Raw genomic sequence first — 13,626 nt, forward strand, 5'->3', positions numbered from 1 at the left:
AAAGGAGCGATTCATTATGAAACGAACAGTCAAATCGTCTCTCATGGTACTAGCCTTCATGCTCTTAACGACGGCTTGCGGTCAAAAGCCAGTGGACACCCAACCTAGTCCGCAGGTACCTGATCCGCTTGTGCAAACGCCACCGGAAACGAATCAGCCCATCGAATATGCGTATAAGGCACCGATGACAGGAATTGGAAGTCAAGAAAACCTGGGGAGCAAACGCCCGATCATGGTGATGATCAACAACGCTCCGCCAGCACGGCCACAAACAGGCATCAACAAAGCGGACATGATTTATGAGGTATTGTCAGAAGGGGAAATGACCCGTTTTCTTGCGATATTCCAAAGCCAAAAGCCGGAAGTAATTGGACCTGTCCGCAGTATCCGCCCTTATTTTATCCAGATCGGGACTGGTTTTGATGCAGTCCTCGTCCACGCGGGAGGCAGTCCAGATGCGCTGGAAACCTTGGCGCGAAAAGACCTCAGTCATCTGGATGAAATCCCGAACGGTAAATACTTTTGGCGCGAAAAATTCCGCAAAATGCCACATAACCTGTACACCAAGCCAGAGCTTTTGGAAAAAGCGATGCAGGATAAAGGGATGCGTCAAACGGCAGAGGTGCCTCGCTTCACGTTCCTGCCGGAGGATACCGAGATCAAGGAAGGCGAGCCTGCTACACAGGTAGATTTGACGTTCCACTCATTGAATAAAGCGGCTTTTACATATGATGCTGAGCAAAAGAAATACATGCGCTTTACGGCCGGCAAGCCACATTTGGACTTGAGCGACAAGAAACAGTTGTCCACGACCAATCTATTGGTCATCTCTGCCAAACACCGCGTGCTGGATAAAGAAGGGCGTCTATCGGTCGATGTAATCGGTCCGGGGGACGGTTATTTGTTCCAGCAAGGAAAAGCGCGCAAGATCAAATGGAAGCGCAGCAATGGTGTCATCCGTGCCTATGAGGACGCGGCTTTGACGCAAGAAGCACCACTTTTACCTGGAAATACCTGGATTTCTATATTGCCGAACTCACCGGGTCTGTCGAAGTCCCTCAAGTTCCAGTAAGGATTAGGGGTTGCGGATGAAGGCGGTTTCTTCTAAGATAATTGGTGAAGCTTTAGTGCTTAAAAATTGTACAGTGAGAAATCGCTCGATAGACGGATATATAACAGAGGTGACAGACATGCAATTGGAAAAATTAAAAGGAAAAGGGCTCGAACAGTTGTTTGAAGCTGTTCTTTCCCTGGAAACGATGGAAGAGTGCTATCAATTTTTTGACGATCTGTGCACAGTGAACGAAATGCAGTCACTCGCACAGCGCCTGGAAGTGGCGAGAATGCTCCGCAAAGGCTTTACTTACAATCAGATTGAAGCAGAGACCGGGGCAAGTACGGCGACGATTTCCCGCGTCAAACGCTGTTTGAACTATGGAAATGACGGATACCAGATGGCACTTGAGCGGATTGGAAAATAGCTAGGAGGCAGGCAACGTTGATTGACTATCGTGGCTGGCGCCATACATTTAAACTAGACCCGGATAAAACAATCGATGACGAGGCCTTGGAGGCGATTTGCGAGTCCGGAACAGATGCGATCATTGTGGGCGGCACGTACGGTGTGACCTATGACAATACACTCGAATTGATGTCGCGACTGCGTCGTTACGCAGTACCGGCTGTCCTGGAGATTTCCTCGCTGGATGCAGTTGTGCCGGGATTTGATTCGTACTTAATCCCGCTCGTCTTGAACGCTGGCGATCCAGACTGGATTTTTGCTCCGCATGTATCGGGGCTTCAAGCGTTTGGTGCTTATATTCATTGGGATGAGATCATTACAGAAGGATATATCATCGCCAATCCAGAAGCGGGCGTAGCACAGCTGACAAAAGCACGGCCGATTGCGGATGCCACGCAGGCCAAAGCGTACGCGCAGGTAGCGACGAACATTTGTCGTTTGCCGATTGTCTACATGGAGTACAGCGGTACATACGGCGATCCGACAATCGTAAAGGCTGCCAAGACAGGCGCGGGCGAAGCCCACCTCTTTTATGGCGGCGGGATTCGTAACCCGGAGCAAGCGGCAGAAATGGCTGCGATTGCTGATACGGTTGTTGTAGGGAATGTCATTTATGATGATCTCGATGCTGCGCTCGCTACTGTGAAGGCTGTAAAAGGAACCCAATACTAAAAAAAGACCACCACTCCCATGAGCTGTTACAGTCTCGTTGGGAGTGGTGGTTTTATTTTTGCGCTAGTTCTTCAGTGGAAGTGCTACGCTCCAATCCATATCTTTTGCTTTGTTCACTTGTTCCTCGATCGTAAGCGTCAGCTCTTTCGGGATAACGTCCATCTCATCTACGAGTGTACCTTTCATGATAAAATTTCCTTTTTCATCTTTTGTTGTGGAGCCCATGAAATTAAAATCGTATTCTTTTCCCTTGTCATCAGCACCCTGCCAGGAGTCTAAAAAGATCACACCCGGTGCCAAAGTTGCCTCTAGCTGTAATGTATTACGCAGCCTTTTGATTTTTTCAGAAGTGATTGGGTTTGTTTTCGTTATCTCTTCTGAAGCAAAGTTTGAGAAGGTTAGTGTGCTTCCTTCATGCTTTATCGTTACAGGAGTGGTTTTTAGTGTCTCAATGGACAGCTTTTGCTTAAAATTCGAAGGAACCTGATCGTAATTATCACCGACTCTAAAGGTTAGATTTTTATCCGTTGGCAAGGAATGAAAGCTGATGAAGTGAATATTTTTGTCATCGGTTGCACGAACGAAATATTCTCTGCTTACATTTTTGAAAAATGGATTCGGATCTTCCCCAAATTCACTCACTAGGTCCAGAGTGCTCCAAGCTGCGAGTACAGCCCCCTTGTCGTCCACTACTTCATAAGTTAAGGATGGGGAACTACCGCTTCCTTCCGTATTCTCGATAACGAATTCAGTTTGGCCAGGTGTCACCATCACTTGCTTTAGATTAATCACTTCGCCATTGGGAGCGGTAAAATGCTCGTTAATGGGAACAATTCTCGTTTCCTTTTTGGCTTTGGAAATATCAACAGGGATGGTTACGCTCCAATTTCCGTCAACTTTGTCCAGCTTCTTGATGCGAAGCTCGATGTTTAGTTTGTCAGGAATCTTGCTGACATCTGTAAAATATCGGCTAATCGGTCGGCTGACCATCAAGTACTCCTCTTTTTCGCCGATGCTTTCCTTCTTGTTATATTTAAGATGGTACTTATCAATTGTTTCAAGAACGTTTCCGTCCTCGTCTGTGATTTTTATTTCATAGGTTTCGTTCAGTTTATCTTCATCCCCCACTGGAAAATTCCGGAACAACTTTTCAAGCTGCTTGCCATTCTTATCCTTGAAGCCGAAAATAATCCGGACATCCCTCGTATCTGCCATAACTTCTTTTACTTCCAGCGTCATTCCGTTGTCGACGGCTTTCAAATCAAGCTTCTTGTTATATCCTCTTTCAAGTCCACGCTGGATGAGGGCGTCCTCGGGCGCTTCTGCTGCAAACAAGCTACTCTCTGTCTGCTGCGGATCTGATTTTATGGTAGAGGCATACAAGTTATTTACATAAGTCGCAAAGGATGGTGAAGTCAGTGTTCCAAAATAGACTACTGCTGCCATTCCTGCTACGGCGATGGTTGCTTTTTTCACGATATCCAGGCTCCTTTTTTTCCAATCGATTTTCTTCTGTATCTTTTGTCTTTCTGATCGTTTCAGGACGTGAATGGGGTAAGGGGGGAGATTCGCCATAATGTCATGGATGACAGCATCGGATGGCTCATCTGTCGCTAGTGATTCTTCCAGGTCTTCCAGCTCGTCCAGCTCCTGCTTCAACTTCATCTGGCAATGACGGCACTCTTCCAAATGGGCTGCTATGACCTCGGCTTCCTCTGGCTCAAGAAGGTCGTATAGATACAAAGCAATTTGTCCTTTATCTAAACATTTCATAGATGAAAGTCCCCCCCTTGCCCTGCATGTCCGATAGCTTCCCTTAGCTTGTCTTTTCCACGAGACAGGCGCGTCCGCACAGTACTCGATGGAATCGACAGTCGATGGCTGATTTCCTCACAACTCAATGATTCGAAGTAGCGCATTTCGAGGACGATCCGATACTTTTCTTCGACGGACATCATCCTTTGACGCAACAAGCGCTGCCCCTCCTTATTCAAAAAGGCAACCTCCGGCGTGTGGCTATCCACTGGCTCTATTTCTTCATTCGAGCTGAGCGTAAGCTTGCGTTTACGTTTACGCAGCTCGTCCAGACAATGGTTGGCAGCAATCCGGTACAACCATGCAGAAAAATCGTAGTTTGCCTTATATTCTGGTAAATGGTAGTACGTCTTAATGAAAATTTCCTGCACGATATCCTGTGCATCCGGTGTATGTCCCAACATCTTGCGAAGAATGGAACTTACTTTTCCGTGGTATCTGGCAATGATCTCGGAGTAGGCGTCTTTGTTCCCTTGCAAGACCCGCCCGATGATCACTCGATCTTCCTCCATTTGTGCTCCCCCTAGGCAAAAAAGGCTCGCTGCGCAGCTTTTCCTTTTTTGATCAAACAAAAGTGATCTTGGTGAAATTTTCTCGTTACATCCTAGTACTACGAATCCTAAAAGGAAAGCGTCCCAAAATAAGAGGTATTTTCCAAAGAGGATCAAAAGTTTTTTCCTAAAAGAAGGAGTTCTGAGATTTTTAATAGAAAATGGAAGGAAAATACTATTGCATACGAAATAAATAGTCGAATATTACCAAAATATATAAAACTTTGCTAATATTTGTAGATTTCTGTAAATTTATGAAATATAATCAACTTGTCTTTATCTTTGAATCAAAGAGAGGAGGAACTATCCATGAAAATCCAAGCGAAAAAAGTTGAAAGCGTTCGCACTACTGCAGTAGCAGCTTAATTCTCTTAAGGAGAGGGGGGAATAGCACAAGAGCTATTCCCTTTTTTCATCTAAATTGAGCCGGGTTAGCGAACCTACTATTGGGAGGTGTTTTTATGGAACGTCGTCCTCTATTTAAACCAGTGCATCCCGTCTATGAAGTGACAGAGCAGATGCTCCGCTTGGGAGAGGCTCCTGGCTATACATTCGAATTGGAAGACGAGAATGGGTCCATCCGCAAGATGATCAAACTGATGGATGGCACTCGTACTATCGGTGAAATACATACATTATTGGTTGTCGATTACCCCGAAATTACGTATGAAGAAATAGTGGAAGCAGTGGAATCATTGAGTGGTTTGGGTTTCCTAATGGATCAGGCGAAGGAAGAGGCTTCCGTTTTGACTTCGGAACAAAAGGAAAGGTATAAAGCGAATATTCGCTACTTCTCCTTGTTTACCGATCTCAATCAAAGTCCAAGCGAGCTACAGGAACAGGTAAGTAGAAAAAAAGTGACGATCTTAGGGATGGGTGCCTTTGGCTCTACGCTACTGGTCAATCTGGTAGGAGCGGGTATTCAGCATATCAAGCTCGTGGATTTTGATAGAGTAGAGCTTAGCAATTTGAACAGACAAATGGTCTTTAACGAGCAAGATATTGGTCGCCTGAAGGTAGAAGCGGCAAGTGATTTCATCGGAAGGCTTCATTCTGAGGTCTTGATTGAAACGGAGACGATGCAAATCAAGTCCAGCGAAGACGTGGAGCGGGTTATTGCGGGAAGTGACCTCGTGATGCTCGCAGCCGATCAGCCCTTTTTCTTTTTGCAGAGATGGGTGAATCATGCTTGCACCAAACTGCAAATCCCGTTCATTGCCGGGGGATTCAACCTTATCGAAGGACAGTTCTTCATGGTAGAACCGGGCAAGACAGGCTGTATCGACTGCATGCATTTGCATCGTTCTGCACAGATCGAGGACTATCCGCAGCTGATCCAAAGGCTGCTCGATACCAACTTTATTCTGCCTACTGCCACCATTGCACCCAACACCATGATGATTACAGGAATGATGGCTTCCGATGCAATCAGGTATTTGACAGGAATTGCTCCTGTGCAATCGGCGGGCAAATTTATCATTTTCGATTTCAACACGTTGGAAAAGAGCGTGTTTTTTGAGTGGGAGCGAAATGAAGCCGAATGCCCGACTTGTGGAAGAGGCAGCGGAACGGAGCCGATTTTTCATATCAAAAGAAATGAAGTGCTCGCAAAGTAAGGAATCGTTCCTGTAAGAGAGGAAGGTGTTTGACAAGTGAATATCTCGGGAGATAGCATTCTCAAGATGCACCCGCTTGCGCGTCGGGCGGAAAACGAGGAAGAGATCCTCATTGGACGAACGGATATCAGCAATTTCATTGTGCTTCCGGCCATTGGTGTCGAGATCATCGATATGCTGGATGAAGGGAAGAGCATTCATGAAGTCGCGACGATCATGGAAGAACGGTTGGGCGAACCGGTAGATGTGCTTGACTTTGCGCAGGATTTAATTGCTTCCTATCAATTTGTCTACATGGTAGATGGAGAAGTTGTCAACGAGCCAGTGCCGGTTGTAGATCATTTCTCTTGGATCAAGCAGGGGACGGGGCAGTTTTTCTTTAATCGCGTTGCCTTTGGATTATACGGTATCTTGTTTTTCACGGGTCTTTTCATTTGTTTGTTTACGGGCAAGTATATCCCGGTCTATTCCGATATTTTTGTTTCTTCTTCCGTGACGGTTTCGGTAGTGGTTTCATTTGTGGCCACTTGGGTTTTTCTGTTTTTCCATGAGATGGCCCACTTGATGGCGGCCCGCTCATTGGGGATCGGCAGTCGTATCGGTCTGGGGCATCGACTTGTTTTTGCCGTAGCAGAGACGAATATGTCCAATATTGTTCTTGTTGAGCCACAGCGCAGATACAGGGCGTTTTTGGCGGGAATGTCCTGGGATGCGATGTTTATGGGAATCGGTGTGATTTTGTTGTTTGCCAATGATCAAGGCTGGCTGACGCTTTTGCCCTTCATGGAAGCATTCATTCGCATGCTGAATGTCATTCTTCTCATGGCTTTGGCCTTTCAGTTCATGGTTTTCATGCAGACCGACTTATACTACGTGTTAGCAACCAAGTTCCAATGCTCCAATCTGATGGTGAATACACGTATGTTTTTGAAAGGGAAATTCCGTTCCTTGACGCAGGAGGAGCAGGAGGAATGGGAGTACGTAGCTGACCACGAGAAGAGAGTCATCCGCTGGTATAGCTGGGTCTATTTGATTGGATCAGTGTGGGGAATTTGGTTCTTTGTCCAGTATCAGCTGCGCATGGCGGTTGATTTCATCTGGATCATCGCTGACGACATGAAAAACGCTCCGCTTCACTCGTGGGAGTTTTGGGACGGCATCCTATTGATCCTGTTGGTGCTAGTTCCGTTTCTCATTTTGGGCTGGTCGTGGATGAGAGCCTATCGACAACGGAGAAGCGAAAGAGAGCGGACGAAATCCTTGCAGGGCACATAACTAATTTGTGTCTTCACCTTGCCAAGCTACCCTGTTACGCTAAGGGGAAGAGAGATACCCAGGCAAAGGAAGTGCTCACATGAACCCGATGATCCAAAAAATCATTCATCTGCGAAAAGAAGGGCATCTGGACGAAGCGATCCAGCTTGCCCTTCAGCTCGTCAGTCAATCTCCGACTGATCCTGTCGCCCATTATCAGTGTGCGTGGTGCCACGACGCAGCCGGATTGGAGAGGGAAGCTGTTCCCTTTTACGAAAAAGCGATTGAGCTCGGACTGTCTGTCGAAGACGACCTGCAAGGGGCATTACTCGGTTTGGGCAGTACGTATCGCACGCTGGGACAATACGAGCAGGCAGCAGCTACGCTCGAGATGGGGATGCAACAGTTCCCCAGCGACCGTTCCTTTCCGATTTTTCTTTCCATGGCGTATTACAATCTCGGGAAGCATCACGAAGCCATGAATCTCCTCCTGAAAAACCTCGCAGAAACCTCAAGCGATCCTACGATTTTGGCCTATCGAAAAGCGATTCTGTTCTATGCAGATGATCTGAATAAGACATGGTAGCGTCATACTAATTCCATTTGCAGGAAAACAATCGCCTCCCGTTGTACAAGTACAACAGCGGGAGGTGCCTATGTATAAGCTGATATTGGTAGATGACGAAGAAGATGTAAGAGAAGGGGTTAGTCAAGAAATTGACTGGCATAGTCACGGGTACGAGGTGGTTGCCAAAGCAGAAAACGGCAGAGAGGCATTGGAGCTGGTAGAGAGGCTGCGACCGGACGTCGTCGTAACCGACATCAAGATGCCCTTTATGAACGGACTTCAGCTGGCGGAGTCCATTGGGCGCGATTACCCTGCCATCCGCATCATTATCTTGACTGGGTTTGATGAGTTCGAGTACGCGCAAAAGGCCGTGAAGCTGCAAATTGATGAATATGTGCTCAAGCCGTTTTCCGCGAGTGAGCTGATGGAAGCGCTGGACAAGGTAAAGCGACGGATGGACGAAGAGGCGGCCCATCGGGAAAACGTTCAGCTGTTGCGCGATAGCTATCGAAAAAGCTTGCCGGTGCTGCGGGAGGTTTTTTTATCATCTTTGCTGAGTCGTCAACTCGTACAGCACGATGTTTTTTCAAAGGCCTGCGAATACGGGATTGAGCTCAGGAGTCCCGAATATCTCGTGGCGGTCATCTGTGTAGACCAGCCCAAGCAGGAGGAGCAGCAGCTGTTTCTTTTTGCTGTGAAAAATATCGCAGAAGAGCAGCTGAACGCAAGCAAACAGGCGGGTATTGTTTTTCTCCATGAAGATCAGGTTGTGCTGCTCATGCGAACAAAAGCAGACGACACGCAGCGAATCGAAGTGCGAGCACAACATATTGCAGAAGAAATCAGGCGAACGATTGAAAAATATATGAGCATTACGGTAACGATCGGAATCGGCAACGCTGTGGCAGATATAGCAGCACTCCCTTATTCGTATGAAGACGCCATGCAGGCACTTGATTACAAAAGCATCCTTGGCTGCAACAGGATGATTGTGATCAATGACGTGGAAAAGCAAGCGAGTGAGCAGATACGCCTCGATGAGAGAAGGGAGCATGAATTGGTTCGGTGTATCAAAATGGGGACGAGTACGGAGCTTCGGGCCGTGATTGATGAATTGTTTGATCAGGTGGCGGGTGTTCCCGTATCGATTGAGGACTACCGAATTTATTTGTTGGAAATTATGACGACCATTTTGAAGACTGCCCATCGTGCCGAAGTTGACATGGATCAACTATTTGGCGGGCAACGTTATCTGTTGCAGGTCATGACGACTTTTACCGGTATGGAGGATGCCCGAGAACAGATCACAGATATTTGTGAGCGCCTCATGGCGAGTATCGCAAGCGGACGGCAAACGACGTACAGGCGATTGATCACACAGGCATTGGACTACACCCACGCACATTATCATTCTCCCGACATATCCATCCACAAGGTGTGCGAGCAACTGCACATCAGCCTCGGTTATTTTAGCGGTATTTTCAAGAAAGAGACGAAAACCACCTTTGTGTCCTATCTCCTATCATTGCGCATGGAAAAGGCCAAGGAGCTTTTGCGGACGACCGATTTGAAGTCCTTTGAAATCGCGGAGAAAGTAGGATATACCGATCCCAATTACTTTAGCTTCAGCTTTCGCAAGTATACAGGCATGTCCGCTAAAGAGTACCGAAGTCAGAGCGAGCAGGAAGGTTAACCGATGAAACGATTGCTTACGGTGATCAAGGTCAAAGGCATTCAATTTATCATCACCACTTCCTTTACACTCGTGACGGTACTTGTCATGCTGTTTGTCGGGGTGATGCTGTACGGAAAATTTGCGCAGACAGCAGAGCAAAACGCCTATCTGCACACACAGCAAATCCTGGAACAGGTGAAATACAATCTGGACAGCTATTTGAATGGGATGACGCAAATTTTCGAGCTCGTCGATGACAAGATCAGAAGAAGCAAGGGACTCACGGCTGACAAGCTGAGCGAACAGCTGGAGACAATCGTAGAAACGAGAAAGGACATCGTCTCCATCGCGGTTTTTACACGAGAGGGAACGTTATTGGCCACAACTCCTTCCAAAGTACTGAGGCAAAACACTCGTTTGACGGAACAGAGCTGGTTCCAAAAGGCGATTGAGGACCCGACGAACATGAACTTTTCGCTCCCGCATATCCAGAACTTGTTTAAAGGAGAGTACACCTGGGTCGTCTCGATGAGTCGGGAAATTCTTCTCCACGGACCTGATGGAGAAATACCTACCGTACTTTTAGTCGATGTGAATTTCAAAGAGATCGATGACCTATGCCAGAGAGTGGGCTTGGGGAAAAAGGGGTACGTCTACATCATCGATTTGGTAGGGAACATCGTCTACCATCCGCAGCAGCAGTTGATTTACGCGGGATTGAAAAATGAAAACCGTTCCTTGCCGCTGAAGCATTCCTACGGTAGCTATGTTGAAGAGACAGAGGACGAAGCGCGTTTGATCACTATCAAGACCATCGATCAGCTAGGCTGGAAAATCATTGGGGTTTCCTACATGGACGAGATTGTGACGACCAAAAAAGAAATTAGTCGCTTCATTTTTTGGTTGCTCATCTTTGTGATTGTCATTGTGTTGTTCGTGCTGCACTATCTCTCTGCAAAAATATCTCGACCGATCAAGCTGCTGGAGCGGTCCATGGAAAAGGTGGAGCAGGGAGATTTTTCAGAGAGTGAACCGATCCGGGGAAGCCATGAGGTCGAACAGCTTTCCTTGCGTTTTCATCTGATGGTCGCGAAGGTCAGGGAATTGATGCACCAGATCATTCGGGAACAGGAAGCCAAACGAAAAAGCGAGCTGGAGGTGCTACAGGCACAGATCAATCCGCATTTTCTGTACAATACGCTGAACTCTGTGGTCAGAATGGTCGGCAACGGAAAAAACGAGGATGTCATCACCACGATTACTTCGTTGTCAAAGCTGTTTCGGATTAGCCTGAGTAGAGGCAAAAACATTATCACGGTGCGCGAAGAGCTGGATCATGCGAGACATTATCTCATTATTCAAAAAATGAGGTACAAGCAAAAATTTGAGTACGAGATCGTCGTTGAGAATGAGGATGAGGTGCTCAACTGTCTGACACTGAAGTTACTGCTCCAGCCAATTGTGGAAAACGCTATCTACCACGGGATCGAGCATTTGGCTGATCCGGGCCGGATTCGCATATTTGCAGCGATCATCGACGGTAAGGTGTTACTTCAGGTAAGTGACAATGGCTTGGGCATGTCCCCAGATGTTCTTGCACAAGTAAAGGCTGGCTTTTACAAAAGCGAGGAAGGCTCGGGCGTTGGAATTCAAAACGTGCAAGAGCGCATCCGACTGACCTTTGGCGAACAGTACGGATTGGAAATCGCAAGCGAACAGGAAGAGGGGACCGTTGTGCGTGTATGGATTCCGCGGCAGGTTGCAGAGGAGCGAGATCGTTTATGAGGACAGCAGCGGGGAAACGTTTTACCGTATACGGACTGGTCTTTTTGGTAGCGGTGACGCTTTTTTACTCGTGCAGTGCTTCGCTAACGGATGTGGTAGTAGACAAGAAAAAAACAGTAGCGCTAATCGTCCGTATGAAGCACGGCGATTATTGGCGAACGGTCAAGCTCGGTGCGGAGATGGCTGCCAAGGAATATGAGCGAAACTTGAATTTTTACGCACCGGACTATGAGGAGGATGCTCAGAGGCAAATGGAGCTGGTGCAGCAAGCAATCGCAGATGGCTCCGAGACAATCGTGGTGGCACCTAGTGACGAACGAGTTTTGCGAGAAGCCATCAAGCTAACAAGGGAGCGGGCCATCCCGATCCTTGTACTCGACACAGTCGGAAATGATTCAGCCGTCAAGAGCTACATTGGGACGGATAACTACGATATGGGCAGGAAGGCCTTCGAAAAAATGGTGTATCTAATTGAAAAAAAGGGACAAATCGTATTGCTTGGTACAGATCGGATAAAGGCAAATGCCAAACGAAGAGAACAGGGCGTCCTCGATTTGCTCCCACGGGAAATGCAGGTTGAACTGGTTGCCAACGAAAATGCTCCCTCGGATAAAAAGCAGATTGGTGAGTGGACGCGCGAACTGATCCGCAAACATCCGCAGTTGAAAGGAGTAATTGCACTCGATTCCAGTACAGCGATTGGTGTGGCCGAGGAACTGGAAAGCAGTGGACTGCGGGACAAAGTCAAAATCGTAGCAATCGACAGTCCGCCGGAAGTGCTGGAGTATTTGCAGGAAGGAATCATTTCCGCGACGATCATCCAAAAGCCGCTATCGATGGGATATCTCGGCGTCAAGTACGCGGTCGAAGCGAGCAATGGAGAAGCAGTGCCCAGTCTGGTCGACACCGGAACAAAAGTAATCGATCGGGAGAATATGTTCTGGTCGGAGAATCAAAAGCTCCTCTTCCCCTTCGTTAAATAGGCCACCGAAAAACAGATGAGAATTTTGATAGAAATGCGCAGGATTTTCGATGGAACACATTCTGGAAAACGCTTACATTTGGTGTATATCAGATGTAAATATAGGGGATAAAGGGGGATTATCGAATGAGAAAGCTGATTGCCACTACACTGGTGGCCGCTGTTACGCTCTCGGTGGTTGGATGCTCACAGTCAGGTGGATCGCAGCCAGCAGCGTCGGGGGGTGGATCGGCTCCTGCGGGGAATCCCAAAATCGGGGTCGCCATTTACAAGTTCGATGATACGTTCATGACGGGAGTACGCAATGCGATTTCAAAAGCAGCAGAGGGCAAGGCGGAGGTGGACATTGTAGACAGCCAAAATGCCCAGCCTACGCAAAATGACAAAGTAGATTTGTTCATTAACAAAAAGGTAAATGCCCTCGCCATCAATCCGGTGGATCGCACAGCGGCTGGCGTCCTTATCGACAAGGCGAAGCAGGCCAATATCCCTGTCGTCTTCTTCAACCGTGAGCCGATGCCAGAGGATATGCAGAAGTGGGATAAGGTCTACTACGTGGGAGCAAAAGCGGAGGAATCCGGCACGATCTCGGGGCAGTTGATCGTCGATTACTGGAAGGCAAACCCGGAAGCAGATAAAAACAAGGATGGTGTCCTCCAATACGTCATGTTAAAAGGCGAGCCAGGGCATCAGGATGCTGAGCTGCGGACGAAGTTTTCGGTGAAGGCGATTGAAGACGCAGGGATTAAAGTAGAGAAGGTCGCGGAAGATACGGCCATGTGGGATCGCGTAAAAGGGCAGGAAAAAATGGCAGCCTTCCTCGCAGCTTCCGGTGACAAGATCGAAGCCGTTCTTGCCAACAACGACGATATGGCACTGGGGGCAATTGAAGCGCTGAAGGCATCTGGCTATTTCGCGAATGGTAAGTACATGCCCGTTGTTGGCGTGGATGCCACAGCGCCTGCATTGAAGGAGCTGGAAGCGGGAACCTTGCTCGGAACGGTTCTCAACGATGCGAACAACCAAGGAAAGGCAACGCTTAGCATCGCGGCGTCTTTGGCGAAAGGTGAAACGCCAACGAAAGATTCCACAGGCTTTGACATTACGGACGGCAAGTACGTGTGGGTGCCCTACAAAAAAATCACCAAGGAGAACATGAACGACGCCAAATAAAAAGCAGGAGAGT

The 13,626-nt window shown here is 47.7% G+C and carries 12 protein-coding genes; 10 read left to right on the top strand and 2 right to left on the bottom strand.

Annotation, left to right across the window (positions count from 1 at the left end):
* The first annotated feature begins 16 nt into the window (after positions 1-16).
* The 3 genes from BBR47_RS03720 to BBR47_RS03730 all read left to right on the top strand — a co-directional run bounded on the left by BBR47_RS03720 (position 17) and on the right by BBR47_RS03730 (position 2,194).
* Positions 17-1,072 carry a DUF3048 domain-containing protein gene (locus tag BBR47_RS03720; protein WP_012684410.1) on the top strand — a complete coding sequence of 352 codons (1,056 nt, stop codon included), beginning with the start codon at positions 17-19 and terminating at the stop codon, positions 1,070-1,072.
* A gap of 118 nt (positions 1,073-1,190) precedes the next feature.
* On the top strand, positions 1,191-1,481 hold the full coding sequence (locus BBR47_RS03725; RefSeq protein ID WP_007717484.1) for a YerC/YecD family TrpR-related protein: 291 nt from the start codon (positions 1,191-1,193) through the stop codon (positions 1,479-1,481).
* Between the two features lie 17 nt (positions 1,482-1,498).
* Complete coding sequence (locus BBR47_RS03730) at positions 1,499-2,194, top strand: heptaprenylglyceryl phosphate synthase (RefSeq protein ID WP_012684411.1); 696 nt, start codon at positions 1,499-1,501, stop codon at positions 2,192-2,194.
* Between the two features lie 63 nt (positions 2,195-2,257).
* Here BBR47_RS03730 and BBR47_RS03735 read toward each other — a convergent pair whose 3' ends face one another.
* Positions 2,258-3,967, bottom strand: coding sequence for a DUF4179 domain-containing protein (locus BBR47_RS03735; protein ID WP_012684412.1), 1,710 nt, complete (start codon positions 3,965-3,967; stop codon positions 2,258-2,260).
* Complete coding sequence (locus tag BBR47_RS03740; RefSeq protein ID WP_012684413.1) at positions 3,964-4,521, bottom strand: RNA polymerase sigma factor; 558 nt, start codon at positions 4,519-4,521, stop codon at positions 3,964-3,966. The genes BBR47_RS03735 and BBR47_RS03740 overlap by 4 nt, the downstream gene beginning before the upstream one ends.
* 500 nt (positions 4,522-5,021) lie before the next feature.
* Here BBR47_RS03740 and BBR47_RS03745 point away from each other — a divergent pair, with 500 nt between their 5' ends.
* The 7 genes from BBR47_RS03745 (at position 5,022) to BBR47_RS03775 (ending at position 13,613) form a co-directional block, all read left to right on the top strand.
* A complete protein-coding gene (locus tag BBR47_RS03745) occupies positions 5,022-6,176 on the top strand; it encodes a HesA/MoeB/ThiF family protein (RefSeq protein ID WP_012684415.1) in 1,155 nt (384 codons plus the stop codon).
* 36 nt (positions 6,177-6,212) lie between these two features.
* A complete protein-coding gene (locus BBR47_RS03750; protein WP_041749233.1) occupies positions 6,213-7,451 on the top strand; it encodes a membrane protein in 1,239 nt (412 codons plus the stop codon).
* Between the two features lie 79 nt (positions 7,452-7,530).
* Positions 7,531-8,016 carry a tetratricopeptide repeat protein gene (locus BBR47_RS03755; protein ID WP_012684417.1) on the top strand — a complete coding sequence of 162 codons (486 nt, stop codon included), beginning with the start codon at positions 7,531-7,533 and terminating at the stop codon, positions 8,014-8,016.
* Between the two features lie 70 nt (positions 8,017-8,086).
* Entirely contained in the window at positions 8,087-9,691 is a 1,605-nt protein-coding gene (locus tag BBR47_RS03760; protein WP_012684418.1) for a response regulator, read from the top strand.
* 3 nt (positions 9,692-9,694) lie between these two features.
* Positions 9,695-11,458, top strand: a complete 1,764-nt coding sequence (locus BBR47_RS03765) for a cache domain-containing sensor histidine kinase (RefSeq protein WP_012684419.1) — start codon at positions 9,695-9,697, stop codon at positions 11,456-11,458.
* Complete coding sequence (locus BBR47_RS03770; RefSeq protein WP_012684420.1) at positions 11,455-12,441, top strand: substrate-binding domain-containing protein; 987 nt, start codon at positions 11,455-11,457, stop codon at positions 12,439-12,441. The genes BBR47_RS03765 and BBR47_RS03770 overlap by 4 nt, the downstream gene beginning before the upstream one ends.
* A 125-nt stretch (positions 12,442-12,566) precedes the next feature.
* A complete protein-coding gene (locus BBR47_RS03775; RefSeq protein WP_012684421.1) occupies positions 12,567-13,613 on the top strand; it encodes a galactose ABC transporter substrate-binding protein in 1,047 nt (348 codons plus the stop codon).
* Positions 13,614-13,626: the final 13 nt, after the last annotated feature.

It is taken from the genome of Brevibacillus brevis NBRC 100599, assembly GCF_000010165.1.
Classification (GTDB): Bacteria; Bacillota; Bacilli; order Brevibacillales; family Brevibacillaceae; genus Brevibacillus; species Brevibacillus brevis_D.